Source organism: Candidatus Dormiibacterota bacterium (assembly GCA_035544955.1).
Taxonomy (GTDB): domain Bacteria; phylum Chloroflexota; class Dormibacteria; order CF-121; family CF-121; genus CF-13.
This window is the reverse complement of record DASZZN010000034.1, coordinates 99,808-122,745: the sequence shown is the minus strand read 5'-3', so window position 1 is coordinate 122,745 and position 22,938 is coordinate 99,808. Positions and strand designations below refer to the sequence as shown.

Genomic DNA, 22,938 nt, shown 5'->3' with positions numbered 1-22,938 from the left:
GCGGCATACGGCGCCGGCGCTATACGCCCGAAAGGGCGGCGCGGCGGAGCCGCGCTGGACGGCGCACCGGCGCGCTTAAGTCGCTGTGTAACTAAGCCTCGGCAGCGACTGCCTCGGGTGTAATAACGCCCTCTTTGCCGGCGCGGCCGCCGGCTTCGACCTTGGCCAGCGCCAGCTGACCAATATTCAGTCCCTGGATGGTGGCGAGGTCGCCAAGCGCCCGTAGGAAGTACTGCCGGCGGCGACGCTCCACGACGCGGCCGAGCTCGTGCTCGAGACCCTGGACGCCTTCCACAAAAGAGATCCGGAAGGGGTCGGTGATCCGCGCACGCTGCGGACCGAGCTCTTCCTGGACGAGCTTCTTCGCATCGCCGGAGAGACCTTCGTTGCTCACGATCAATCCCTCGGCAGCCTTGATGCGGGACACCTTGGCGTTGAAGGCATAGGCGTCCGCCAGGTTGAACTCGCGATCTTTGAGCACCACGAGGACGAGGTCGCCGCTCAAATCGAGCACGATGTCCGTTCCGACCGGGCTGGCATCGATGATGATCTGCTCACGGCTGATGCCCAGCTTGGGGAGGATGGCCGTCGCCAGCGTTGTCATCCAGCGGCCCTTGTCGTTGAGTGCGGTGGCGCGATCGGTCGGCATGATGACCTGGTCGACCCGCTCCTCGTTGAGCGGACGGCCGCAGGCGCACTTCATCCAGTCCGGCGCCATTTTCTGCAGCTTGTTGGGGTCATCGGTGCGCAGCACGGCATTGCCGGTGCGGGAGCAGACGATCACGTACTCCGACTGGATCAGGCCGAGACTGCGCAGCTCGCCCAGACGGCCGGCGACAGCGGTTCCCTGGGCTTCGCCCAGGACCTTGGGTAGGTCTGACACGGTGAGCGAGCCGACCCGCTCCAGGTCCCGAATCAGGGCGCGAATCTCTGGTGTGGTGAAGGCGGCCATCGCCGCGTTCTCTTCGGCACTGACCTCGTTGATCGACTGGCGGGACTTGCGGATCGCGTCGAAATTGTGGCTGCCGACGGGAGCGAGGACCGGCCACGAGGAGGGGGTGCCCACTTCCTGGCCGAGGGCTTCCTGGGCTGCCGTCCGAACTCGCTTGAGGAAGTCGGTGCGGACCTTCTCGGTGCCGGCACGGTAAGCGACGCCGACTTCGATGAAGGCCGGCTTGGCGGCGTGCTCGAGCTCCATGAAATGCACGTCGTCCGAGCGCAGCTCGCGCAAGGTGGCGGAGCCCGGACGGCGGACACGCAACCAGCCGACCACCGGCGCCTGTCCCATGAAGAGCTCTCCCTCGTCGGCCGACGACCAGCTCTTGGTCACGTCGAACTGCAGAAACTTGTTCAGGAGGTCGATGGTGAAGCTGATCCCGGCGCTGTCGAAGATCGCCTCGCGCGCCCGGTAGAGAACGCCCATGAACTCAGGGCCGTTGATGCGGGAAACGATGGTCCAGAACTGGTCTGTGTTGGGGGCGATATCGAGGCGGCGGACTTCCACAAGCAGCATTGTTTTCGGGCTCCTCAGCAATGAAAATTGGATGAACGGCAGCGCCACCGCCATCCAACGCCTCCCCAAGAGCCGGTTGGCGGCAGTCGCAGGATAGGGCGGACCAATCGCTCTTGTCAAACCATTTCGCACTCGCAAGTGGTGATGGAACCGATCACCGGCCCGCCGTCACGGATTGCATACTGTGCCGGTGACGGAGAGGGACCGGCTGGCAGCCGCCGGGCGGGCCGCGGGGCTTCGGCTAAGCGACGCCGACGTGGCGGCACTGCTGCCGGCGTGGAAGCGGTACCTGGCGCTGGTCGAACAACTGAGGGCGTCGGTGGCGCCCGAGGAAGCCGATGGCGCCGGTTGAACCGCTGACCTCAGCACCGCTTGTCCAAATCGCCCGCTGGCTGCGGCGGCGGCAGGTGTCGCCGGTCGAATTGATGGACGCGTTTACCCGCCGTATCGAGGCGGCCGCGGGCTTGCGCGCCTACATCACCCACCCCGACGAGCGAGCCCGGCGGGAGGCGCAGCGGGCTCAGCGGCGACTGGTGCACGGCGAGGCCGGAGCGCTCCTCGGCGTGCCGATCGCCGTGAAGGACCTGTTCCAGACGCGGGCCCTGAGAACCACCGCCGGTTCGCGGATCCTCCGGGACTGGGTCCCAACCAGGGATGCCGACGCCGTGACCCGGCTTCGGGCGGCCGGCGCCATCATCTTTGGGAAAACCAATCTCCACGAGTTCGCCTACGGCGTCACCACCGCCAATCCCTGGTGGGGCGTTGCCCGCAATCCCCACGATCCCCGCCGCAGCCCGGGCGGTTCGAGCGGCGGTTCGGCGATCGCCGTGGTGGCCGGCCTCTGCGCGGGCGCCCTCGGCTCAGACACCGGCGGCTCGATCCGCATCCCGGCTTCCCTCTGCGGCTGCGTCGGCCTCAAGCCCACGTTCGGGGCCATCCCGTTGGGCGGGACATTCCCCCTGGGGTGGTCGCTCGACCATGCCGGTCCACTGACCCGCACGGTCGACGATGCCGGCGTGCTGCTCGACGTGCTGTCGGGCGGGGACGCCGGGCAGGGGTCGCGGCGCGTGCGGACCCGGGGTCTACGGGTTGGCGTTCTGCGCGGGCCGATCGTCCGCAACGTCCAGCCAGCGGTGTCCCGCCAGGTCGACGCGGCGGCAGCGGCCTTGCGCCGGCGGGGTCTGCGGGTTCGCGACGTGCAGATTCCGGAGATGGAATGGACCGTCGCGACGCAGTTGGTCACCCTCCGCGCTGAGGCGAGCGCGGTCCACGCCCGCTGGATCCGGAGCCGGCCGCGCGCGTACGGGCCCGACGTCCGGACGCGCCTGCAACTGGGGGCCCTCGTCGGCGGCGCCGATTACGTGCTGGCGCAGCGGATGCGTGCCCGGATTCGGGCAGCGATGGGGCGCGTCTTCGATGCCGTCGATGTCGTGCTGCTGCCCACGACGCCGATCACCGCGCCGGTCGTCGGCGAGCGAAGCGTGCGCTGGCGGTCGGGCGAGGAGCCCGTCGACGGGGCGCTGGTGCGTCTCACGGCGCCCTTCAACCTGACCGGTCTCCCGGCGCTATCGGTTCCCTTTGGCGCGGCCGCCGGCCTTCCCATCGGCGTCCAGGTCGTCGGGCCATTGCATCAGGACGCGCGCGTGCTGGCGGTTGGCCGGCTCATTGAACAGGATGCCCCCACCCTCCCCAAAGTGGGAGGGGAATTGGGCTCTAGTAGATGAAGCCGATGAGCGGAATCGTGCCCGGAATCACGTGCCGGTAGCTGACCCGGCCCCAGCCGCCGCCGTTCGGGCTGGCGTAGTTCATCTCTGAGACGAGCCAGCTCGCATCGGCGTAGACCTGCTCGACGTAGGCGACGTGGCCCCAGTAGGGTGACTCCCAGGTGACCATGATGGCGCCCACACGCGGGGTCGGACCTTCCGGCCGTCCATAGGCGCGCGCACGTCCAAACCATTGCCAGGCATTGCCGCCCCACGGTGCGGGCCGACGGGTGTTGACGTACCAGGTGCACTGCCCGAAGGGATAGCTGGCCCCACCGGCGGAGTAGACCGGCGTGACGTACCAGGAATGTTTTCCGGCGCTGACAGTCTGAGGGTTGGGCTGCGGAACCGATGCTGGTTCCGGGCCGACCCCGTACGGCACCATCAGGTAGTCGTCCACCGGCAACGTCTCCGGATGGCGCAGCAGGTTGAACTGAATGATCGCATCGGTCTCGGCACGATACTTCTGCGCCAGCGACGCGATGGTGTCACTCGCACTGACCTTGACGAGCACCCCGTCGACCGGCGGGATCACCACGTCCTGGCCCGCACTGAGGTGATCGATGAGCTTGGGGTTCGACCAGAGCAGCGTATTGACCGACAGGCTGTACTTCGATGCGAGCGCCCGCAGCGTATCGCCGTCAACCGCCTGGTAATGAATGATCTCGCGGTGCTTCTCACCAGGCGGCGTGGCGGGCAGCGCCGGGATGACCAGCGAGCCACTCATCGACCAGCCGATGCCATCGACCGCGCGGCCGAAGGGCGCTTGCGCCAAGGCGGTGCCTGGGACCGTGCCCCCGGCCAGTGCCGGCGACGCGCCGACCGGCACATGGAAGACCACCCAGGGCATCGCGGCGGCCATGAGCAGCACGGCGGAGTGTGTTGCGAAGCGCGGCGCAGCGTACTTCAGACGAAGTCCCCCTTTCGCCTTCCTTACTGGCCGCTCCACTGCGGCCTACACAGGACAAACTGCGCGAGCAACGATGGCTTGCATCGGCGCGACGAGCTATCACACGCTCGTCACACGCCCGTCACGGGGGCACCGTAACCAAACGAATTGGCCGCTGCGTCCAAATGCGTCTTACAATGCGGCCATGTCCGAGCCGGCAGACATGTCCGGTCGCGAACTGCTCGAAGCCGCATTGCGTGGCGGTGCGCCTGCTCCACCCTACGTCCGCCTGCTCGGCATGCGTTTTACCGCTCTGTCCGAAGGCAGCGCGACCTTCGAGATGCCGGCAGCCAGCGAGCTCTACAATCCGAACAACATCGTTCATGGCGGCGCGCTCACCTCGCTCGCGGACAGCGCGATGGGGTTCGCCGTCTTCAGCACGCTCCTGCCCGGGGAGAACTTCACGACGGCCGAGCTGCACGTCAATTTCATCAAGGCCGTCACCGCTGAGTCCGGCATGCTTCGGTCGATTGGCCGGGTCGTGCATCGCGGGCAGCGGATCGCCGTGGCGGAGGCGGAGATCCTGGATCCGCAGAATCAGCTGATCGCGCGCGCCAGCTCGACCAACGTCATCCTGCAACGGCGAACGGCGCAACCCGCGCCGCAGCCTCCTTTCCAGGCGCCGCCACCGGAGATGGCGCCCCCAACTGCTGAACCCGCGCACTTTGCCGCTCCGCCGTCCCCACTGGAGCGGACGCCGCCGACACCGACGGTGTCGCCGTCGATGACCACCGAGCCCATCAGGATGGCGCCACTCGCCCAGAGCAAACGGAAGATCCGGACTTTTGCCGGCGACATCGCGTACCTGCGGAGTGGGCACGGTCCACCACTCGTCTTGCTGCACGGGATTCCCAGCTCCTCGTATCTCTGGCGCGATGTCATCGAGCCGCTATCCTCAACCTTCGAGGTGCTGGCGCCCGACCTCCTCGGCTACGGCGACTCAGACAAACGCCTGGATGTCGATCTTTCGATCGCGGCGCAAGCGCGCTACGTGGTGGCCTTCATGGAAACGCTCGGCGTGCACCAGGCCGCGGTCGCCGGCCACGACATCGGTGGCGGTGTGGCCCAACTCATTGCCGTCGACGAACCGCAACGGGTCGCCCGCCTGATCTTGATCGACAGCGTCGTCGACAACAACTGGCCGGTCGCTGACATCGCGCGGCTGAAGGAACCGGCGTGGGATCAGATCATGGTCAACATCGACCTTCGCAATGGACTGCGCAAAGGCCTGGAAGCCGGGATGGTCACGCCAGGCCGGGTCACCGATGAACTCGTCGACGAATGGACGCGGCCCTTCCAGGATCTCGGCGGCCGCCGTGCCTATCTGCGCGCGGCCCGCGCGCTGAACAATCGCGACCTCACCAGCCGCTCGAAGCACATCGACGAAATCGAAACGCCGACATTGATCCTCTGGGGTGCGAACGATAAGTTCCTCGAGCCGGCCTGGGCCGAGACCCTCAAGCACAAGCTGCGGGAGAGCACGGTTGAAATCATCGACCCTGGTGGCCACTTCCTCCCACTCGACCGGCCCGATGCCGTGGCAGAAGCCATCACGCGTTTCTTGACGACGCGCTAACACAGAGACTGAGCAGCGCCGGCCTGAAGACCGCTAAGCCGCTAACTGCGGCGGGCGAGCAACTCGTCGACGCGAGCCGCCGGCGTCGCGGTCCAGGCGGCCAACCGGATCAGTGGGGTGACCCGTGGCCCGTGGAAGTCATCGCCGCCGGTGGCTACCCAACCGTACGAGGACGCGACCTCCTGGAAGCGATCCATCAACGTCGCACTCTTCGGCCCGTAGGGATCATCGGGCGCCTGTGGGTACGTGACCTCCAGCCCCAGCACCCCCGCGACCGCGCAGGTCCGAAACAACACCTGCAGGTCGGGGACGTGATGGTAGACGCCTGGATGAGCCAGGACCGTGACGCCGCCGGCAGCCGTCACCATGTCCACCGCCTCACCCAGCGACATCTCTATGGAGCGCGGAACATGCGCCGCCCCACCCGGCCCCATCGCGGCGTACAGCGCTTCGCGCGATACGCCCGGCTGCGCCGTCTCGATGGCGGCGACGATGTGCGGCTTTCCGACGTTGCCGCGGGCGCCGGCGCGCACCGCCTCCCATGTCACCTGATAACCCGCCTTGGCCAGCCGGTCGACCGTTTCCCGTTTCTGCGCCTCGCGGGCCTCGCTGGCTTGATGCAGGCGGTTGCGCAGCCGCCGGTTGTTCAGGGCAAAGCCATAGCCGAGCACGTGGATGTCGACCAGGCCACGGCCCGGTTCATCTTCGATCGAGAGCTCGACGCCCGAGATCATCCGCAGGCCGTGCCCCTCCAGGCCGCCCAAGGCGTCGATCTCCGCCAGCGTGTCATGGTCGGTCAAGGCGATGACCGCGAAGCCCGCGGCGGCGTGGGCCGCCACGACCTCCGCAGGTGGGAGCTCGCCGTCGCTGAAGATTGTGTGCAGGTGCAGGTTCGCCCGCCCGTTGGATACCTCTGCCAATGGTCGCCCATTCTATGTGGTATTCCCCCACCCGGACTCTGCCCCGCAAACGGGAGACGGAGATCAGCGGGGCCGGGCATGTTATAACCGTGGGCGCCCCTTCATGAGTCCTGACCGCCAACCACCCCTCAGCCTTGTCCGCCGCCTGGTGGTCGCCAATCTCGATAAACCCGTCCGCGACGTCATCGACTCCGCGCTTGGCTGCCTCGTCGAGGGTCTCGACGCTCGGGCGGCGTATCTGGGCAAGATCGACGGCGAGATGCTGGAGATCATCGCGGCCCAGGTCGAGGGCGGGACCCCGATCGAGCCGGGAACGCGCCTGCCAATGGAGGATACGTTCGGCGCCGCCGAGGAGGAGAGCGACAGTGGCGTGATCAACGTTCGCGACGCCGCCAAACGGCAGCCCTTCAAGCGGCTGGCGATGCGGCAGCAATTCGGCGTCATCAGCTACCTCGGAACCACGTTGCGCAACGCGGCCGGTGAGGTGAGCGGCACGCTGGCCGTCCTGGGCAAGGGCGCCCGCGTGTTCACAGCGGAAGACCAGGACTTGCTGCTCGTGGTGGCCGGCTTGCTCGCACCCCGACTCCAACCCGGATCAACGCCGGTCAACGGCCAGTCCCGGACCCCGGTATCCGCGATGCGCCTGGCCTCACACGAAGTCAAGGAGCCGCTGGCGATCCTGCGGGGCTACGCCGACATGTTGAACAACAACGAGATCCCCGCCGACCAGATGTCCGTGGTGGCGGCTCGCCTGGCCCAACAGTCGGAAACGCTGATGCGGATCGCGGACCAGGTCCTGCTCCTCTCACGCCTGCCGCTCGAGCTGGCCTTCACCGTGCGCGTCTCGCTCGACGGGGTCGCCCAGGCCGCGGCGCAGCGCATCCGGGAACGGATGGCGGGCGCGGGTATGGAGCTGCGGCTCCAGCTCGACGCCACGGCGGACGTCTGGGGCGACGCCACACTGCTCGAGGCGGCGCTCGACGAGATGCTCCACAACGTCTTCAGGCACGCGCGTAGCGCCACCGTCGTCCAGCTTCGCCTCCGACAGCCGACCCGCGATCGCTGTCAGCTCATCGTCAAGGACGACGGCCCGGGAATGTCGGCGGACCGGCTGGCGGAGCTGTTCAGCCCGCTTGCCGAGGAGCAACCGGCGCGTGGCGAGGGACTCGGCCTCTACTTGCTCCGGCGCGTGGCCGAGGCCCATGGGGGCCGAGCCTGGGCGAACAGCCTGGAAGGCAAAGGCACAACCTTCTATCTCGAGCTGCCGGCGGCGTCGCCGGACGGCGACACCGTGCGAGCCTCGGCCGGCCAGAGTTCGGCGTGAAGGCGCACGTCAAGAAGAGCACGCCGCACCGCACCGCGCGCTGCGACGACGTGCCACCCGATGCGCTGCTGCTGGGCATCGAGGAGTTCAACCGGCAGGAGTTCTTCGAGCAGCACGAGACGCTGGAGGGCATCTGGATCCATGAGGCGGACGCGGTGCGCTACCTCTATCAGGGCATCTTGCAGCTCGGGGTTGGCTTCTATCACTGGCGGCGTGGCAATTGGCGCGGCGCGGTCGCCAAGCTCGGCCACGGGCTGGCCAAGCTGGAGCCGTACCGGCCGGCGTGCATGACGATCGATGTCGAGCGGCTGGTTCGCGAAACAACCGCACTCCGCACGCAGCTGGAAGCGCGCGGGCCTGATGACATGCCCGCCTTCCCGCCACCACAGTTACCGCGCGTCCATCGCATCATCGACCCCACGTAAGTCCGGCGTCACGCCGCCGTGACAACGTTACGAATAGCCGGCTGTTCGAATGCGTATTAGATGGCAGGACGTCGAGAAGCTCCCTCCCCCCATCAAGAGAAAGGCGCTCGCCACCCGAGCGCCTTTTTCATTTCCATCCCCTCGGCGGCGGCAACGCCCAGCCGCAGCCCGAGTAGATCGGCGGCGGCGCGCCAGCCGGCATCACCGCGGCCCACCGCTTCTTCCAACGCATGCAGAGCGCCGGGCGTGTCCAGGTCGTCCTCCAGAGCGCTACGCACCGCCAGCGCGGTCTCGCCACTTCCGCTGCCTGCGCGACCGGCCATCGCACGCAAGCGTGTGGTCCAGACGGCCGCGTCCTCGAGCTGGCCTGCGGTGTATTCCCACGGCTCACGGTAGTGGTGGCGCAGCAACAGGACCCGGATGCTATCGGCGTCGTAGCGCTTCAGCAGGTCACGGATCAGGACGAGGTTGCCAAGCGATTTGCTCATCTTCTCCCGCTGGTAGCGGAGCATGCCGACGTGCACCCAGATACGGGCGAAGGGCCGGACCCCGGTCGCGGATTCCGACTGCGCGATCTCGCTTTCGTGATGTGGATAGATCAGGTCAGCGCCGCCGCCGTGGACGTCGACCTGTTTACCCAAATACTCCAGGGCCATCGCCGAGCACTCGATGTGCCAGCCCGGGCGGCCGACGCCCCAGGGGCTTTCCCAGCGCGGCTCGTCCGGCGCGCTGGCCTGCCAGAGGATGAAATCGAGCGGGTCCTGCTTCCGGGGGTCATTCGGATCCGCGCCGCGCTGGGCGGAGAGCGTGATCATCTCCTCACGACTCAGCCGGCTCAGTCGGCCGTAGTCGGCGACACTCCCCACGCGGAAATAGACGTTGCCGTCGCGCTGATAGGCATGGCCCTGCGCTTGGAGCCTGACGATCAGCGCGATGATCTTGGGGATCGTCCGGCTGGCTCTGGGGAACACGTCGGGGGCCAGCACGTTGAGCGCTGCCATGTCATCCTCGTAGAGCGCGGTTTCCTTGTCGGCGAGGTGGTCCCAGGTGGTGCCGAGCTCGCGCGCCCGCCGGATGATGTCATCGTCAACATCGGTCACGTTCTGCACGTAACGGACCGGTTGACCGGCAGCACGCAGCACCCGCACGAGCACGTCGAACACGACATAGGTGAAGGCATGACCCAGGTGGGTCGTGTCATAGGGGGTGATGCCGCAGACATAGATCCCCACCGGTTGGGGACGACGCTCGAGCGGCTGGACTGCGTTCGTTTCGGTGTTCCGCAGCCGCATCGTCATGAATGTATATGAAAGGGAAAGGCTCCCAAGAAAGCCCTCCCCTGCTCCGTTGAAGGACTGTGGACCGTATTCCGCGCATCCCGAAGGAGCAACTCCTGACAGCGCTCGTCATCACGCTCGTCGTGGCGGGACTGGCGGTCCTGGTCCCGACGGTCGCGCAGCGCCTGGCCCAACCGGCGGCGACGCCGGCCCCGGCCCCGACCCCGACCCCGACGGCGCCGCCGGCCTCAGTCCTGCTACCGGACGAACTCGAACGGGATCTCGCGGGAGTCATGACAATCGTCAACGACCACAGCTTTGGCACGGCGTTCCTCATCGACACGCAGGGCGACTTCCTGACCGCGGCCAGCCTCATCGACGGCAGTCCGAGCCTCCGGCTGATCGACAACACCGGCGGAACCCATTCCGTGCGTGTGATCGGGATCGATACCACGCTCGGTCTGGCGGAGATCCGGGCGACCAACGAGGGCACGCCATTGCCTTTTGGCGACCCGGCGATCCTCCAGCTGGATGACCCGGTCGTACTGCTGGCCAGTCCCAAGGTCGCTAACCTGCGGCCGTCGACGCCGGCGGTGGTGACCCAGCGCAGCGCGACCCAGCTGATGCTGCGCGTGGACGACCTGCCGGGAGACCTCGGCGGGCCGGTGGTCGGGCCGGGCGGCAAGGTGATCGGCATCCTGACGGCCACGGGCAGAGCCCTTCCCATCAACCTCTCCTCGAGCGACATCGCGCAGTGGCATGGTCAGGCCGGCACCGCGATGCCCCTGGCGCCGATCCCCGGTACGCTGGTGTTGCGCGGCAGCGACAGCACCAGCTCGCCTACCGGTGGACTCAGCATTCAATCGGTCACCCCCACGCGCGCGTCGGCGGCGCAGGACACCGTCATCACCATCGCCGGCAGCGGCTTCATCGGCGGCGCCATGCTGGGTGTCCACTTCGTTCCCCTCGCCAGCCCCAACGGCGCCTTCGATGGCCTGGCGGCTACCCTTGCCAACCCGTCCACCCTGACTGTCAAGGTGCCGGCGGGCCGTGTCGTCCAGGACTACGTGATCCAGCTCACGAACGGCGATGGCAGCAGCACCAGCTCACGCACCGCCTTTACCGTCACTCCCTGAAGGCCTCCCGCTAGCATTAGCCGATGACGTACGGCGCCAGGATGATCGCCGAATCGCGGCTCGAGGCGGTCCCCAACGACACGCCGGACCGCGATTATGAGATCGACTTCACGATCCCCGAGTTCACCTGCCTGGCACCCGATTCCGGCTTCCCGGATTTCGCCACCATCCGGATCCGCTACATCCCCGACCAGAAGCTGGTCGAGCTCAAGTCGCTGAAGCTCTACATCAACAAATTTCGCGACCAGGAGATCTTCCACGAGGCAGCCGTGAATCGAATCCTCGATGACCTCCTCGCCCTGCTCGATCCGCGGTTCATGGAGGTGGTCGGTGACTTCAACGTCCGGGGCAACATCAAGACCGTGGTGACCGCGCGCCACACCCAGACGGGGTACTCACCGAACGGTGCCAGCCGGGCCCAGCCATAGAAATCATTGATAGTTACAATAGATAGGATTTTGCACTGATCGCGGACCACATTCCAGGAGCCATCCATGAAAGTTGAGCAGCGAGCGACGGAAGGCCGGACGAAAACCGTGCTCTCCGACAAGGACACCCTGCTCAAGCTCTACCGTGAGATGCTGCTGATCCGGCGCTTCGAGGAGAAGACCGCCGAGATGTACCAGGCGGCCAAGATCGGCGGTTTCTGCCACCTCAACATCGGCGAGGAGGCGACCATCGTCGGTACCATCTCGGCGCTGCAGCCCAAGGATTACGTCTACAGCACCTACCGCGAGCACGGCCACGCCCTCGCCAAGGGGATCGACGCCAGGGCGGTGATGGCCGAGCTCTTCGGCAAGGAAACCGGCACCTCGCACGGCCGCGGCGGGTCGATGCACCTCTTCAGCCAGGAGCACCGCTTCTATGGCGGTTATGCCATCGTCGGCCAGGCCCTCCCGATCGCCTGCGGCAGCGGCTATGCGATCAATTACCAGGGCACCAACGAGGTGGTGATGAGCATTTTCGGCGACGGCGCCACCAACATCGGTGCCTTTCACGAGGCGCTAAACGTGGCCAAGCTGTGGCATCTGCCGATCGTCTTCGTCTGCGTGAACAACCTCTATGGCATGGGCACCGCGGTGAGCCGCGCCTCGGCCGTCACCGAGATCTGGAAGAAGGCGTGCGCCTACGACATGACCGGCGAACGCGTCGACGGCATGGACGTGCTGGCCGTGCGACGCATCAGCGACCAGCTGGTCGCCCAGGCGCGCGAGCATCACGAGCCCAGCCTGCTCGAGTGTGTCACCTATCGCTACCGCGGCCACTCGATGTCGGACCCGGACACCTACCGCGGTAAGGACGAGATCAAGGAATGGCAGACCCGCGACGCGATCCTCAGCCTCGGCGAGCATATGAAGAAGGAGAAGATGCTCACCGACGACGAGATCCAGCAGATCGATGAGGAGGTCACCGCCCAGGTCGAGGACGCGGTCAAGTTCGCGGACGAGAGTCCGGACCCGGACCCGAAAGACCTCTATCGCAACGTCTACGCCGACGAGGTGGCGAGCTGATGGCCGTCCTTGCCATGCGCGACGCCCTCAACCAGGCGCTCCGAGAGGAGATGAAGCGCGATGCGTCGGTGTTCCTCCTGGGCGAGGACATCGGCCTCTACGACGGATCATTCAAGGTCACGCGAGGCTTGATGAAGGAATTCGGCGAGAAGCGCGTGCTCGACACGCCGATCGCCGAGGAGATCATCATCGGCACCGCCATCGGGGCGGCGATGTCAGGACTTCGCCCGGTCGCGGAGATGATGACGGTCAACTTCATCATGGTCGCTATGGACCAGGTGGTCAACGCGGCGGCGCACATCCGCTATATGTTCGGCGGCGGGACGAAGGTCCCGTTGGTGATCCGCACCCCGGGTGGCGGCGGCCACCAGCTCGGGGCACAACACTCCCATAGCCACGAGAACTGGTTCGCGCACGTTCCCGGCCTGAAGGTCGTCGCACCCGGCACGCCGGCCGATGCCAAGGGCATGCTGAAGTCCGCGATCCGGGACGACAACCCCGTCATGTTCATCGAGAACGAGGGCACCTATGCCGTCAAGGGCGAGGTCCCCGACGGCGAGCACCTGGTGCCGCTGGACAAGAACGAAGTCAAGCGGCCGGGCGAGCACATCACGATCTGCGCCCACTCGCGCATGCTGATCGTGGCCATGGACGCCGCTGCCGAACTGGAAAAAGAGGGCATCAGCGCCGAGATCGTCGACATGCGGGCGCTGCGGCCGCTGGACATGGCGCCCGTGATCGAGTCGGTCAAGAAGACGAGCCGGCTGATCACCGTCGAAGAGGGCTGGCGCTCGTACGGCGTCGGCGCGGAGATCGCCTCCCGAGTCTACGAAGAGGCCTTCGATTACCTGGATGCCCCGGTGGCCCGCATCGGCGCGGCCGAGGTCCCAGCCCCCTACAACAAGAAGCTGGAGAAAATCGTGTTCCCCGGTAAAGCCGACGTGATCGTGACCGCCAAAGCACTGCTCGGCAAGAACTAGGCTAGACGCTGATGGCGAACGTCCAGATGCCGCGTCTGTCCGACTCGATGGAGACCGGCAAGATCCTGCACTGGCTGAAGAAGGAAGGCGAGGAGGTCAAAAAGGGCGAGCCGCTGGTCGAGATCGAGAGCGACAAGGCCAACATCGAGGTGGAGGCCTACGCTTCCGGCAAGCTGAGCAAGATCGTTGTCCAGGAAGGCGAGAGCGCGCCGATTGGCGCAGTGATCGCCGAGATCGGGGGCGCCGCCGAGCCCGTATCGAAAGCGGAACAGCCGGCCGCCCCGAAAGGCGAGACGCCCGCGACGCCAGAAGGCCAGGCGGAGGCGGCCGGGCCCAAGCAAGACGCGAGGCCGGTGTCCGCCGACGCCCCGAAACCACAAGCCACCAAGGCTGAGGCGCACGTCGCGCAGGCCGAGAAAGCCGTGGCCGCCACCGCCCCGACCGCCGCCGATGCCGGCGGGGAACAGTATCCGCACGGCGGGCCGGACGACCGAACCGAAGTCGGTGCGGCCGCGCAGGCAGCGCTGGATGTCATCCGGCGCCCGGCGGAGCAAGAAAACGGCGAGCGGCAGCGCGTCTCCCCCGTCGCCCGTCGCCTCGCCGAAGAACTCGGCGTCGACCTGCGCCGCGTCCAGGGGTCCGGCCCGGGTGGGCGGATCCAAAAAGAGGACGTCGAGGCCGCGGCCCAGCAGAAGACGCAACCGCGGGCGGCCGCGCCCGCCGCCGTCGCCCCCTCGCGCGAAGCGCGGCAAGCGACGGCGCGTCCCACCGGCGAGGTCGAGATCGTCGAGCTCTCCAAGCTGCAAACGACCGTCGCGACGCGTCTCGCCCAGAGTGCGCTCTCGGCGCCCCATTTCTACGTGACGTCGGAGATCGCGATGGATGACGCCGTCCGGCTACGCCAGATGTTCAACGAGGCGGTCGACAAGTCGGAGGCGATCAGTCTCAACGACCTGGTGGTCAAGGCTGTCGCACTGGCGCTGACAAAGTTCCCCGAGGTCAACGCCTCATGGGCCGAGGGCCGGATCGAGCGCAAGCGCGACATCAACATCGGGATCGCGGTCGGTCTTCCGGATCGCCTGATCGTGCCGGTGCTGCGCAACGCCGACCAGAAGTCGCTCAAAGACATCGCCAGCGAGTCCAAGCAGCTGATCGAACGCGCTCGCAGCAACAAGGCGTCGGCGCAGGACTACATCGGCAACACCTTCAGCATCTCCAACCTCGGGATGTACGACGTCGACCAGTTCACCGCGATCATCAACCCGCCCGACTCGGGCATCCTCGCGATCGGCGCGATCGAGGACAAGGCCGTCGTGAAGGACGGCCAGGTCGTCGCCGGCAAGCGGATGCGGGTCACCCTCTCCGTGGACCACCGCGTCTTCTACGGCGTGACCGCCGCGCAGTTCCTGCAGGAGGTCAAGCGCCTGCTGCAGAGCCCGATGGCTCTGGTCCTCTAGCCGCGCCAGCCGCCGACCAGCTAACGGAGCGCGGCCGCGACGGCGCGGCCGGCAGTGCGACCCGAGAACAGGCAGCCGCCGAGGAAGGTGCCTTCCAGTGATCGATATCCGTGCATCCCTCCTCCCCCGAAGCCGGCGATCTCGCCCGCGGCATAGAGGCCTGGCAGGGGCGTTCCGTCGGATCGCAGGACGCGCCCGGACAGATCGGTCTGAAGGCCGCCCAGCGTTTTGCGCGTCAGGATCCGCAGCCGGACGGCGATCAGTGGGCCCGCCGATGGATCAAGGATCCGATGCGGCGTCGCGACGCGAATCAGCCGGTCGCCGAGGTAGCGTCGCGCGGCGCGAATCGCGAGGATCTGCGCGTCGTGGGTCATTCCGTTGGGGATCTCCCGGTCGCGGGCCGCGATTTCGCTTTCCACCTTGCCGAGATCCAAGCGCGGCTCGTCCGTCAGGGCGTTCATGCCGCGCACCAGATCGTCGACGTTGGTGGCGACCACGAAGTCGGCGCCGCGTTCCTTGAAGGCTTCGACCGGCGCCGGGCCAGACTTCGAGATCACCCGCCGCAAGAGCAGGCCGATGTCCTTGTTCGTCAGGTCGGGATTCTGTTCCGACCCGGACAGCGCGAACTCGCGCTTGATGATTCCCTGCGTCAGCACGAACCAGGAGTAGTCGAAGCCGGTCTTCCTCAAGTACTCGAGCGTGCCGAGCGTATCGAAACCGGGAAACAGCGGCGCGGGCAAACGATTCCCAGCGGCGTCGAACCACATGGACGAGGGTCCGGGCAGGATCCGGATGCCGTGGTGAGGCCAGATCGGGTTCCAATTCTGGATCCCCTCCACGTAGTGCCACATGCGATCGCGGTTGATCACCGTCCCGCCGGCGGATGCCGTAATGGCCAGCATGCGGCCGTCGACATGGGCCGGCACGCCACTGAGCATCTGCTGTGGCGGTTGACCAAGCCGGGCCGGCCAGTTCTTTCGGACCAGGTCGTGGTTCCCGCCGAGCCCGCCCGAGGTCACGATCACCGCTTGCCCGCGGAGCTCGAATTCCCCGATCGCGACACGCGAGCTGGGCCGTCCTCGGTCCACCGCGCTCGGCTCAAGGATCGCCCCATGCACGCCATCAACGGCGCCGCCGCTGACCGTCAGCGCGTCGACTCGATGCCGGAATAGCAACCTGACGAGGCCGCGCGACGCCGCCTCGCGCACACGCCGCTCGAAGGGCGCCACGACGCCGGGGCCGGTGCCCCAGGTCACATGAAACCGCGGCACCGAATTCCCCGGACCCCCGGCCAGCGAGCCGCCTCGCTCGGCCCAGCCGACGATGGGGAAGAACCGAATGCCCTGCGAGCGCAGCCACGATCGTTTCTCGCCGGCTGCGAACGCGATGTAGGCCTCGGCCCACTTCCTGGGCCACCGGTCTTCCGGCCGATCGAACCCGGCCGTCACCATCCAGTCCTTCAGGGCCCGCTCGTGCGAGTCGTGAACCCGCAGCCGGCGCTGCTCCGGCGAGTCGACGAGGAAGAGCCCGCCGAAGGACCAGAAGGCCTGCGCGCCCAGCCAAGGCGCCGGTTCCTGCTCGAGGAGGATGACTCGGCGACCGGCGTCGGCCAGCTCGGCCGTTGCCACCAGGCCGGCAAGGCCCCCGCCGACGACGATGACATCGGCGGGGTCAGGCATTGCCGCTACCATAAGGGCCACTGACGACAGCTTGAAGGGAACAGGAGGTAGATTCGTGCCGACATTCATGGACGTACACGATGGGATGCACGTGACTCCGCAGCAGCTCGCCGAAGCCCATCAGAAGGATGTCGATGCGCAAAAGGGTACCGGCGTCGAGTACGTGCGCTACTGGCTCGACTCCAAGGCTGGAAAGGTCTTCTGCCTCGCGAAAGGGCCGAACAAGGAGGCCGTCGCGGCCGTGCACAAGAAGGCCGGGCATCCCGCGAATGAGCTTTACGAGGTCAGCGAGGGCCAGTAGGCCCAGGTCTCTAGCCGCCGAAGGCTTTGCCCAGGCGGCGGCGGATCTGACGCCAGGACAACGCGTCTCGTACGCGGTCCAGTCCGCGCCGTGACGGAGGAATCGCCTCCGGCTTGTAGCTGGCGCCGAACTCGCTCGCGTACGCCACCAGGTCGCGGAGCTCGAGCAGGGGGATCGCGTACTCTCTCGTAACCTCTCGGAGCAAGCGCGCCGTCCGTTGCTGGACGCCCGGGCTTTCTGGGCGGCAGAGCGCCAGAGGGCGGGCATGCTGCGCGCGCATGCCCTCGGGGTGGATCACGATCCTCCCCCAGCACAGCACGGCCCCTCCGAACATGTAAGGCTCTTCGCGCAGCGCCCGGGTCATCGGCGCGATGTCGTGATAGGCGTAGATGCCGCAGCTACACGCCGGCTCCGGCGACATCCGCTCCTCGTCGTGCCGGTGCAGTCCAGCGCGGGCGAGGCGCAGGCCAGGACGGGTTTGACATTCCGCGTCGAGCCGATCAAGGGGCGGCCAGAGCGTCTCGGCGACCGGCGATTGGAGGCGGCCACGGGTCCAGGCATCGTCGGGGTCCACGCGCCAGAAGCGATAGCCGACGGCGGGGATCATGCCGGAGTTGTCGCCGGAACCTCTTCTTCCCTCTCCGTCCGCTGCGGCTCGCGCTCAGGCGCAAGCAGCGGCTCAGAGATCGGTTCCGGTATTTCGATGACCCTGACAGGCTTGCTCGTGAATCCCATGATCCAGCCCTCGTTTTCACAGTAACAAAGAACGGCGTTCTTGAGGCGAATCGCTATTGCCTATACTTCGGCAGCGTGCAGCCGGCATTTCCTAAAAGACTGATAACTGCGCTGCCGCTGATCGGGATAGCACTCCTTGCGATGGCCGCCTGTTCCGGGTCACCGCCGACCGCGGCGCCGCAGAAGTCCGCCCAGCTGGGTGAAGAGCTTCCACCGCCGTCGCCCCTCCCTGTAACAACGCCCGCAGCCACGCCGACCGCAGCGCCAGGCGCCATGCCCGCCAACCTGCTGATCGCCGACCGGGCGAACAACCGTGTGATCGAGGTGACGCCCGACCGCAAGATCGTCTGGGAGTTTCCGCGACCCGGTGACCTGCAGCCCGGTCAGCGATTCCGTTGGCCGGACGACGCGTTCTACGCACCCGACGGGAAATCGATCGTCATCAACGAGGAGGAGTCGCACGCGATCGTGCTGGTCGATTATGCGACTCACCGGATCGTATGGCAGTACGGCGTGTCGGAGCGTTTCGGCTCGGCCAAAGGCTATCTCAATGGTCCGGACGACGCCTACATGTGGCCCGACGGCAACGTCGGGGTAGCCGACATCCGCAACTGCCGCCTGATCCTCATCGCTCACGACACGAAAGCCATCAAGACCCAGCTCGGTCGGACGGGCTACTGCGCCCACAATCCGCCGAAGAGTTTTGGCTTGCCGAATGGCGACACGCCGCTGGCCAACGGGCACGTCCTGATCACCGAGATCCTCGGCTCCTGGGTGAGCGAGGTCGGCTGGGACGGCACGGTTTACTGGACGACGCGGGTGCCGGGCATCCGCTATCCCTCGGACGCGCAGATGCTCCCGGACGGGAACATCCTGCTGGTCGACTACTCCCGCCCTGGGCAGGTCCTGATCATGACGCCGAAGGGGCAGCCCATCTGGCGTTATGCGCCCAGGTCCGGCCCGGGAATGCTGGACCACCCATCGCTGGCGATCGAGCTCGGCAATGGGCTGATCGCGCTGAACGACGATTTCCGCAACCGGGTGGTGGTCATCGATCCAAAGACGAACCAGATCGTCTGGCAGTACGGCGTCAACGACCGACGCGGGCGGACCGATGGTTTGCTGTTCGTTCCGGACGGCATCGATCTGAAGCCGCCGAACTGGGGCAATCCTGCATAGCACGACGTGTAAGCCGAACTAGAGTCCGCGCGTCAGGCGCCAGCCAGCATCGGGGCCAGTGATCGGCGCAGCAAGGAGCAGTGGAACCTCGGCCTTGTGGGCGCCGGCATCGATGAGCAATGTCCCGACGCGCGTTCCAGCGGCGAGCGAGGCCGGCAGCTCGTCGAGCCTCACCTGGCGCGAGACGGCCGTCCCATCGAGCAGCACCCAGGTGACCGACCGGCTCGCCACGATCGCCCCCGCCTCGTCCCATGGCGTCCGGAAGCGGGCGATGACATCGCCGCGACTGACGATCGAGTGCGCATGCAGCGACGGGGTAAGCCCTAGCAACAGCGCACTGGTTGCCTTGAAGGCGCCAGCCAGCGCGTTAGGCTGTCCCATCACTGCGCCGTAAACCCGCACCGAAAGGCCGTCGATCGTCAGGTCGGCCGCCATGACGAAGCATCCGCCGGCCTCGTCGGTGTGCCCGGTCTTGATCCCCAGGACGCCTCCCTGGCCGAGGAGGGTATCGAGATTGCGAACGACGCCCGCCACGGGAAGGGTCGCTTGCGATTGGGCGACGATCTGCGCGAAAACCGGCTGCAGCATCGCGGTTTGTCCAAGCTTGATCAGATCTCCCGGGATGCTGACACTCAACGGCGAGAACCCGCTGACATCCGCGTAATGGGTCGCGCTCAGGCCCAGCGCCACCGCTCGCGTGTTCATCTGGGCGACAAAGGCGGGCACGGAGCCGAGGTCCCAGGCCGCCAGCATCTCGGCGTAGTTACTCGCCGAAGGCAGGAGCAACCCCTGCAGTAACTGGTACTCACTCAGTTGTTCCCCCGCTACCACCGGAAGTACGGACTCACCCTGGTTTCGCTCGGCGAAAAAGGTGTTGACATCGGCGCGGGTGACGGTGAGCGCCGGACCGGGTTCGTTCAGCACCAGCGGATGGTCTTCCAGAACGAGGAGCGCCGTCATCATCTTGGCGGTGCTCGCCATGGGCACCGGCGATTGTCCGCCGAAGCTCCCGACCTCGCCGATGCCGTCGACGGACAGGGCCGCCTTGCCCTGCGCGGGCCAGGGGAAAACGGGCGCGGCTCCAAGGAGCAGCTGCGCTGGGACGACGGAGGTCGCCGCGGTTACCGGCAGCGGGCGGAAGTACTGGAAGGCCGCGGCCGCCAGCACCAGGACGAGCAGGTACGGAAGTGGACGGCGAACGAGTGAATTGTGCGCTAGCGCCAGGCGATCGGCGGTCCGAGCACCGGCTCGGCCAGGCCGAGGATCTCACCCCGATTGGGGAAACGACGCAATTTGACCTTGCTGAAGATGAGCTGGTCGTCGAGCGCCACCTCGAAGCGCCCCTTGCTGCCCGTGCGCAGGGACACTTCGATCATGATGGGCGCCCAGGCCCCGAGGATCTCAGCCGCCAGACCGACGGCTTGGTCCAGGTAGTTTCAGGGAACGCAGTATTCGATCGTGACGCGGTGCTTGGGGTCAATCACGAGCCAAGCGTATCAGCGATTCCGGCCGATGCGTCCGAGATGCGTGTCCTGAAAGCCGGTCGGTAGCTTGAGGCCGTAACCGAGGAGCCGATCCACGCCGATGTGGCCGAACCAGATGAGCGCAATGGGCAGGTCCGCGCTCGCGCTGGCCAGAACCCCAACGATTCCGATGAGCCCGGGCAGCAGCCAGCTATGACCGAGGTTGTAGACCGCGGCGCCCGCGCGCGGGCCACGGAGGTAGCCGAGCATGAACAGGTCCGGAGCAAGGATCAGCACGGCGTAGAGCAGCCACGCGCCGGAGTACTTCCAGAACAGGAGCAGCGAAAGCACGAGCATCATTCCACCTTCGAGCCGCTGCAGCACGATCGGATCGAGCAGGAAGGCGAGCGGACCGCGGCGAGCATCCCGGCCCGTCATGGCCGCGGGGTACGAATGGCGGCCGGTGGTCCCGCCAGGGCACGGACGAGCCGGTCGATCGACGAGCCGACGCCATAGATCTCGCTCGGTTTTGCGAGCGCCTGCGGATCGCTGGGTGTGGCCGGGCGGGTCCCTTTCGGTTTTGGGACGGGCGCGATGCTGACCGGGACGCCGACCCGACGCGCTCGCTCGATGTAGGCATTGGCCGCGTCGCCGAGTTTGCCGCTGGCGATGATGCCATCGAGATCTTTGAAGCGCCGCACCAGCTGGGCGGCGGTCTTCTCCCCCACACCAGGAACACCAGGCAGCCCGTCGGATGGGTCGCCGCGCAGCACCGCGTAGTCGCCGTAGGAACGGCCCGGGATGCCGTACCGGCTCTCGACTTCCGCCTCATCGACCACGAGCAGATTGCCGATTCCTTTCTGCGTATAGAGCACGGTGACGTCCGGATCGCGCACCAGCGAAAAGAGGTCGCGGTCACCGGTCACGATCTCGACCTTGCCGGTGATCTTCGGCAGCAGCGAGGCGATCACGTCTTCGGCCTCGAAGCCCGCCGCCCCCATCACCTCGACGCCAATCGCGCGCAGCACCGCGTGGATGATCGGCTCCTGTGGCTGGAGCTCCGGAGGCATCGCGCCGCGCTCGAGACGCTCCGTCTTGTAACTCGCGATCACCTTCACCCGAAATGCCGGCCGCCAGTCTTCATCGGTCGCGACCACGAGCGCCTTGGGCTTCCGGTCGGTGACCAGGCGAGCCAGCATGTCGAGGAATCCGCGCACGGCGTTCACCGGCTGGCCGTCCGGAGCCTTGAAGGCGCCGACAGGAATGCCGAAGAAAGCGCGGAACATCAGGCTCGAGCCGTCGAGGAGGAGCCAGTCCGTTGCCATGGTCTCTCGATCGTATCCGAGCGTAACAGCGAACTCAGGATTAGTCGCTTCTTAAAATATCTTGACCGTTATCCTAGTTTGGCGTAGGGTGAAGCCGCTCGGAGTGGGCCGGGCGTGCAGTAGGGTCGCTATTTAGTCAGGGAGGGGAACTCATGACAGACCCGGGGATCACCAGACGGCAGATCATCAAAGTTGCCGCGGCGGTTGGCGCCCTCGGTGCGGTGGGCCTCCCGTCGGTAGCATTCGCCGAGGGGGACGGCAAGGGAGCCGGAAGGATAAGGTGGGACCTGATCGACATCAGCCCTCCCGATGTCAGAGCTGGCGGGGACGACACAGCGAGCTCAGAGGGTGAATTTACGCTGACCCTGACGGGCAGTGGAACGTTCCGGCCCGGGCATCCTCGTCAGGTGACCGGTGGTGGGACATGGAGCACAACCAATCCGGATGTGCCGGGCAGCGGCACCTATCGGGTGACGGAGCTCGTCAGCTGGGTTCTCGCGCCGGGCCACCTGCGGCCACCCCTCGTCGACCACATCGGAAGCCTCGCCGATACGCGCGCTGGACTGGCTGTCCTCCGCATCAAGTACTCCGATGGACTCGACGGAATCCTCTTCGTCAGCTGCAACCTGTTTGGCACGCCGCCGTCCGTTGACGAGGGGATCAATGCTTCGAGGGGGTTCGTGAACTTCTTCATGCCGGCGCCCCCGGGGTTCGGCAAGCACTCGAACCGCACCCTGTTCCACGCGCTTCACGGGGAACAGGAAAACTAGCTCACCGCAACGTATGTGTAGCTAAGCGGATCGTCCGGGGAGACGCCGCTAGGCGTCTCCCCACTTTCAGGCAAGCCTAAGAGGATAGGAGGGAAATGGCATGTTAGGCAATCAGTTGATTTCCGAGCCACTCGGTCGGTTCAGCGGTGTTCGGGGGCGGCGACGGTTCTGGCTCCTGGCTGGGGCCGCACTCCTGGCGGCTGCCCTGGTTGGCTCCGCCACCCGATCGATAACCGCAGGCGCCGAGAGGGAGGGCGATCACCAGGTCGCCGGCGCGGGGAAGACCATCATCGAGGGTGGGACCGGCGCCCCGTCGTTCATCCCAGTGATCACAGTGCTCGCCTTCCACGCCAGTGGGCAGAGCGGGCACTTCGAATGTCTGGCTCTCGCGCCGACGACCGCATCTGGCGCGCCAGAGAGCGGGCAGTTCGAAGTCAACGCGATGTACGTCACCGGAACGGTCAGCTCGGTGCAGGTATCGGGCGGCACCGCCGTACTGAAGGGGACGGCGACCGTGACCGGGCTCGGAGCCGGACCCAGCCAGGCCTTCACATTTACGGTGAAGTCGGGAGGCCCCGGCGCCACAGCCACGCTGGTCATTTCGGGGTTGACTTTCCATGAGATCCTGCTGGAGGGCCAGGTCACGATCCATTAG

Annotated in this window: 24 protein-coding genes; 14 read left to right on the top strand and 10 right to left on the bottom strand. The window is 66.6% G+C overall.

Annotated elements, in window-relative coordinates:
• Positions 1-91 precede the first annotated feature (91 nt).
• Complete coding sequence (locus VHK65_13080; GenBank protein ID HVS07078.1) at positions 92-1,513, bottom strand: hypothetical protein; 1,422 nt, start codon at positions 1,511-1,513, stop codon at positions 92-94.
• A 190-nt stretch (positions 1,514-1,703) separates the two neighbouring features.
• Between VHK65_13080 and VHK65_13075 the strand changes: the two genes are divergently transcribed.
• Both VHK65_13075 and VHK65_13070 read left to right on the top strand, forming a co-directional pair.
• Entirely contained in the window at positions 1,704-1,865 is a 162-nt protein-coding gene (locus VHK65_13075; GenBank protein ID HVS07077.1) for a hypothetical protein, read from the top strand.
• Entirely contained in the window at positions 1,852-3,237 is a 1,386-nt protein-coding gene (locus VHK65_13070) for an amidase (protein ID HVS07076.1), read from the top strand. Before VHK65_13075 ends, VHK65_13070 begins: the two co-directional genes overlap by 14 nt.
• On the opposite strand, the gene VHK65_13065 is transcribed toward VHK65_13070, so the two are convergent.
• Entirely contained in the window at positions 3,227-4,225 is a 999-nt protein-coding gene (locus VHK65_13065) for a CHAP domain-containing protein (GenBank protein ID HVS07075.1), read from the bottom strand. The two genes, VHK65_13070 and VHK65_13065, sit on opposite strands and share 11 nt — an antisense overlap.
• A gap of 145 nt (positions 4,226-4,370) precedes the next feature.
• On the opposite strand from VHK65_13065, the gene VHK65_13060 reads away from it, so the two are divergent.
• Positions 4,371-5,801: an alpha/beta fold hydrolase gene (locus tag VHK65_13060; protein ID HVS07074.1), complete on the top strand. Its 1,431-nt coding sequence runs from the start codon at positions 4,371-4,373 to the stop codon at positions 5,799-5,801.
• A gap of 41 nt (positions 5,802-5,842) precedes the next feature.
• Here VHK65_13060 and VHK65_13055 read toward each other — a convergent pair whose 3' ends face one another.
• Positions 5,843-6,721 carry a PHP domain-containing protein gene (locus VHK65_13055; protein ID HVS07073.1) on the bottom strand — a complete coding sequence of 293 codons (879 nt, stop codon included), beginning with the start codon at positions 6,719-6,721 and terminating at the stop codon, positions 5,843-5,845.
• Between the two features lie 103 nt (positions 6,722-6,824).
• Between VHK65_13055 and VHK65_13050 the strand changes: the two genes are divergently transcribed.
• Together VHK65_13050 and VHK65_13045 are read left to right on the top strand one after the other, a co-directional pair.
• The gene (locus VHK65_13050) at positions 6,825-8,045 is read left to right on the top strand and encodes a HAMP domain-containing sensor histidine kinase (protein HVS07072.1); all 1,221 of its coding nucleotides are present in this window, start codon (positions 6,825-6,827) and stop codon (positions 8,043-8,045) included.
• On the top strand, positions 8,042-8,470 hold the full coding sequence (locus VHK65_13045) for a DUF309 domain-containing protein (protein HVS07071.1): 429 nt from the start codon (positions 8,042-8,044) through the stop codon (positions 8,468-8,470). Before VHK65_13050 ends, VHK65_13045 begins: the two co-directional genes overlap by 4 nt.
• Before the next feature lie 92 nt (positions 8,471-8,562).
• Here VHK65_13045 and cysS read toward each other — a convergent pair whose 3' ends face one another.
• Positions 8,563-9,762, bottom strand: a complete 1,200-nt coding sequence (gene cysS / locus VHK65_13040) for a cysteine--tRNA ligase (GenBank protein ID HVS07070.1) — start codon at positions 9,760-9,762, stop codon at positions 8,563-8,565.
• A 65-nt stretch (positions 9,763-9,827) separates the two neighbouring features.
• Between cysS and VHK65_13035 the strand changes: the two genes are divergently transcribed.
• The 5 genes from VHK65_13035 to VHK65_13015 all read left to right on the top strand — a co-directional run bounded on the left by VHK65_13035 (position 9,828) and on the right by VHK65_13015 (position 14,831).
• Positions 9,828-10,883 carry a trypsin-like peptidase domain-containing protein gene (locus VHK65_13035; GenBank protein ID HVS07069.1) on the top strand — a complete coding sequence of 352 codons (1,056 nt, stop codon included), beginning with the start codon at positions 9,828-9,830 and terminating at the stop codon, positions 10,881-10,883.
• Positions 10,884-10,906: 23 nt separating this feature from the next.
• Positions 10,907-11,311 carry a preQ(1) synthase gene (queF, locus tag VHK65_13030; GenBank protein HVS07068.1) on the top strand — a complete coding sequence of 135 codons (405 nt, stop codon included), beginning with the start codon at positions 10,907-10,909 and terminating at the stop codon, positions 11,309-11,311.
• A 66-nt stretch (positions 11,312-11,377) separates the two neighbouring features.
• Positions 11,378-12,394: a pyruvate dehydrogenase (acetyl-transferring) E1 component subunit alpha gene (gene pdhA, locus VHK65_13025; protein HVS07067.1), complete on the top strand. Its 1,017-nt coding sequence runs from the start codon at positions 11,378-11,380 to the stop codon at positions 12,392-12,394.
• Positions 12,394-13,374, top strand: a complete 981-nt coding sequence (locus VHK65_13020; protein ID HVS07066.1) for an alpha-ketoacid dehydrogenase subunit beta — start codon at positions 12,394-12,396, stop codon at positions 13,372-13,374. Before pdhA ends, VHK65_13020 begins: the two co-directional genes overlap by 1 nt.
• A gap of 11 nt (positions 13,375-13,385) precedes the next feature.
• The gene (locus VHK65_13015) at positions 13,386-14,831 is read left to right on the top strand and encodes a dihydrolipoamide acetyltransferase family protein (protein HVS07065.1); all 1,446 of its coding nucleotides are present in this window, start codon (positions 13,386-13,388) and stop codon (positions 14,829-14,831) included.
• A gap of 20 nt (positions 14,832-14,851) precedes the next feature.
• Here the strand turns inward: VHK65_13015 and VHK65_13010 are convergent, their stop codons facing one another.
• Positions 14,852-16,510 carry an FAD-binding dehydrogenase gene (locus VHK65_13010; GenBank protein HVS07064.1) on the bottom strand — a complete coding sequence of 553 codons (1,659 nt, stop codon included), beginning with the start codon at positions 16,508-16,510 and terminating at the stop codon, positions 14,852-14,854.
• A gap of 55 nt (positions 16,511-16,565) precedes the next feature.
• Between VHK65_13010 and VHK65_13005 the strand changes: the two genes are divergently transcribed.
• Positions 16,566-16,811, top strand: coding sequence for a DUF4242 domain-containing protein (locus VHK65_13005; GenBank protein ID HVS07063.1), 246 nt, complete (start codon positions 16,566-16,568; stop codon positions 16,809-16,811).
• A 10-nt stretch (positions 16,812-16,821) separates the two neighbouring features.
• Here the strand turns inward: VHK65_13005 and VHK65_13000 are convergent, their stop codons facing one another.
• The gene (locus VHK65_13000) at positions 16,822-17,418 is read right to left on the bottom strand and encodes a hypothetical protein (GenBank protein ID HVS07062.1); all 597 of its coding nucleotides are present in this window, start codon (positions 17,416-17,418) and stop codon (positions 16,822-16,824) included.
• A 401-nt stretch (positions 17,419-17,819) separates the two neighbouring features.
• Here VHK65_13000 and VHK65_12995 point away from each other — a divergent pair, with 401 nt between their 5' ends.
• Positions 17,820-18,725, top strand: coding sequence for a PQQ-binding-like beta-propeller repeat protein (locus VHK65_12995; protein ID HVS07061.1), 906 nt, complete (start codon positions 17,820-17,822; stop codon positions 18,723-18,725).
• A gap of 18 nt (positions 18,726-18,743) precedes the next feature.
• Here the strand turns inward: VHK65_12995 and VHK65_12990 are convergent, their stop codons facing one another.
• From VHK65_12990 to VHK65_12975, 4 genes are all read right to left on the bottom strand, one after another.
• A complete protein-coding gene (locus VHK65_12990) occupies positions 18,744-19,892 on the bottom strand; it encodes a D-alanyl-D-alanine carboxypeptidase (GenBank protein HVS07060.1) in 1,149 nt (382 codons plus the stop codon).
• 47 nt (positions 19,893-19,939) lie between these two features.
• On the bottom strand, positions 19,940-20,155 hold the full coding sequence (locus VHK65_12985; protein ID HVS07059.1) for an Rdx family protein: 216 nt from the start codon (positions 20,153-20,155) through the stop codon (positions 19,940-19,942).
• A gap of 66 nt (positions 20,156-20,221) precedes the next feature.
• Positions 20,222-20,626: a DUF4260 domain-containing protein gene (locus VHK65_12980; GenBank protein HVS07058.1), complete on the bottom strand. Its 405-nt coding sequence runs from the start codon at positions 20,624-20,626 to the stop codon at positions 20,222-20,224.
• Positions 20,623-21,513 (bottom strand): 5'-3' exonuclease, encoded by an 891-nt coding sequence (locus tag VHK65_12975; protein ID HVS07057.1) that lies wholly within the window; start codon positions 21,511-21,513, stop codon positions 20,623-20,625. Before VHK65_12975 ends, VHK65_12980 begins: the two co-directional genes overlap by 4 nt.
• A gap of 152 nt (positions 21,514-21,665) precedes the next feature.
• On the opposite strand from VHK65_12975, the gene VHK65_12970 reads away from it, so the two are divergent.
• A complete protein-coding gene (locus VHK65_12970; GenBank protein ID HVS07056.1) occupies positions 21,666-22,283 on the top strand; it encodes a twin-arginine translocation signal domain-containing protein in 618 nt (205 codons plus the stop codon).
• 100 nt (positions 22,284-22,383) lie between these two features.
• A complete protein-coding gene (locus VHK65_12965; protein ID HVS07055.1) occupies positions 22,384-22,938 on the top strand; it encodes a hypothetical protein in 555 nt (184 codons plus the stop codon).

What these genes read in the sequence shown, in the direction of transcription:
- VHK65_13080 (HVS07078.1), bottom strand. Translation starts at nt 1,513, where the DNA reads ATGCTGCTTGTGGAAGTCCGCCGCCTCGATATCGCCCCCAACACAGAC.
- VHK65_13070 (HVS07076.1), top strand. Translation starts at nt 1,852, where the DNA reads ATGGCGCCGGTTGAACCGCTGACCTCAGCACCGCTTGTCCAAATCGCC.
- VHK65_13060 (HVS07074.1), top strand. Translation starts at nt 4,371, where the DNA reads ATGTCCGAGCCGGCAGACATGTCCGGTCGCGAACTGCTCGAAGCCGCA.
- VHK65_13050 (HVS07072.1), top strand. Translation starts at nt 6,825, where the DNA reads ATGAGTCCTGACCGCCAACCACCCCTCAGCCTTGTCCGCCGCCTGGTG.
- cysS (HVS07070.1), bottom strand. Translation starts at nt 9,762, where the DNA reads ATGCGGCTGCGGAACACCGAAACGAACGCAGTCCAGCCGCTCGAGCGT.
- queF (HVS07068.1), top strand. Translation starts at nt 10,907, where the DNA reads ATGACGTACGGCGCCAGGATGATCGCCGAATCGCGGCTCGAGGCGGTC.
- pdhA (HVS07067.1), top strand. Translation starts at nt 11,378, where the DNA reads ATGAAAGTTGAGCAGCGAGCGACGGAAGGCCGGACGAAAACCGTGCTC.
- VHK65_13020 (HVS07066.1), top strand. Translation starts at nt 12,394, where the DNA reads ATGGCCGTCCTTGCCATGCGCGACGCCCTCAACCAGGCGCTCCGAGAG.
- VHK65_13015 (HVS07065.1), top strand. Translation starts at nt 13,386, where the DNA reads ATGGCGAACGTCCAGATGCCGCGTCTGTCCGACTCGATGGAGACCGGC.
- VHK65_13010 (HVS07064.1), bottom strand. Translation starts at nt 16,510, where the DNA reads ATGCCTGACCCCGCCGATGTCATCGTCGTCGGCGGGGGCCTTGCCGGC.
- VHK65_13000 (HVS07062.1), bottom strand. Translation starts at nt 17,418, where the DNA reads ATGATCCCCGCCGTCGGCTATCGCTTCTGGCGCGTGGACCCCGACGAT.
- VHK65_12995 (HVS07061.1), top strand. Translation starts at nt 17,820, where the DNA reads ATGCCCGCCAACCTGCTGATCGCCGACCGGGCGAACAACCGTGTGATC.
- VHK65_12980 (HVS07058.1), bottom strand. Translation starts at nt 20,626, where the DNA reads ATGACGGGCCGGGATGCTCGCCGCGGTCCGCTCGCCTTCCTGCTCGAT.
- VHK65_12975 (HVS07057.1), bottom strand. Translation starts at nt 21,513, where the DNA reads ATGGCAACGGACTGGCTCCTCCTCGACGGCTCGAGCCTGATGTTCCGC.
- VHK65_12970 (HVS07056.1), top strand. Translation starts at nt 21,666, where the DNA reads ATGACAGACCCGGGGATCACCAGACGGCAGATCATCAAAGTTGCCGCG.
- VHK65_12965 (HVS07055.1), top strand. Translation starts at nt 22,384, where the DNA reads ATGTTAGGCAATCAGTTGATTTCCGAGCCACTCGGTCGGTTCAGCGGT.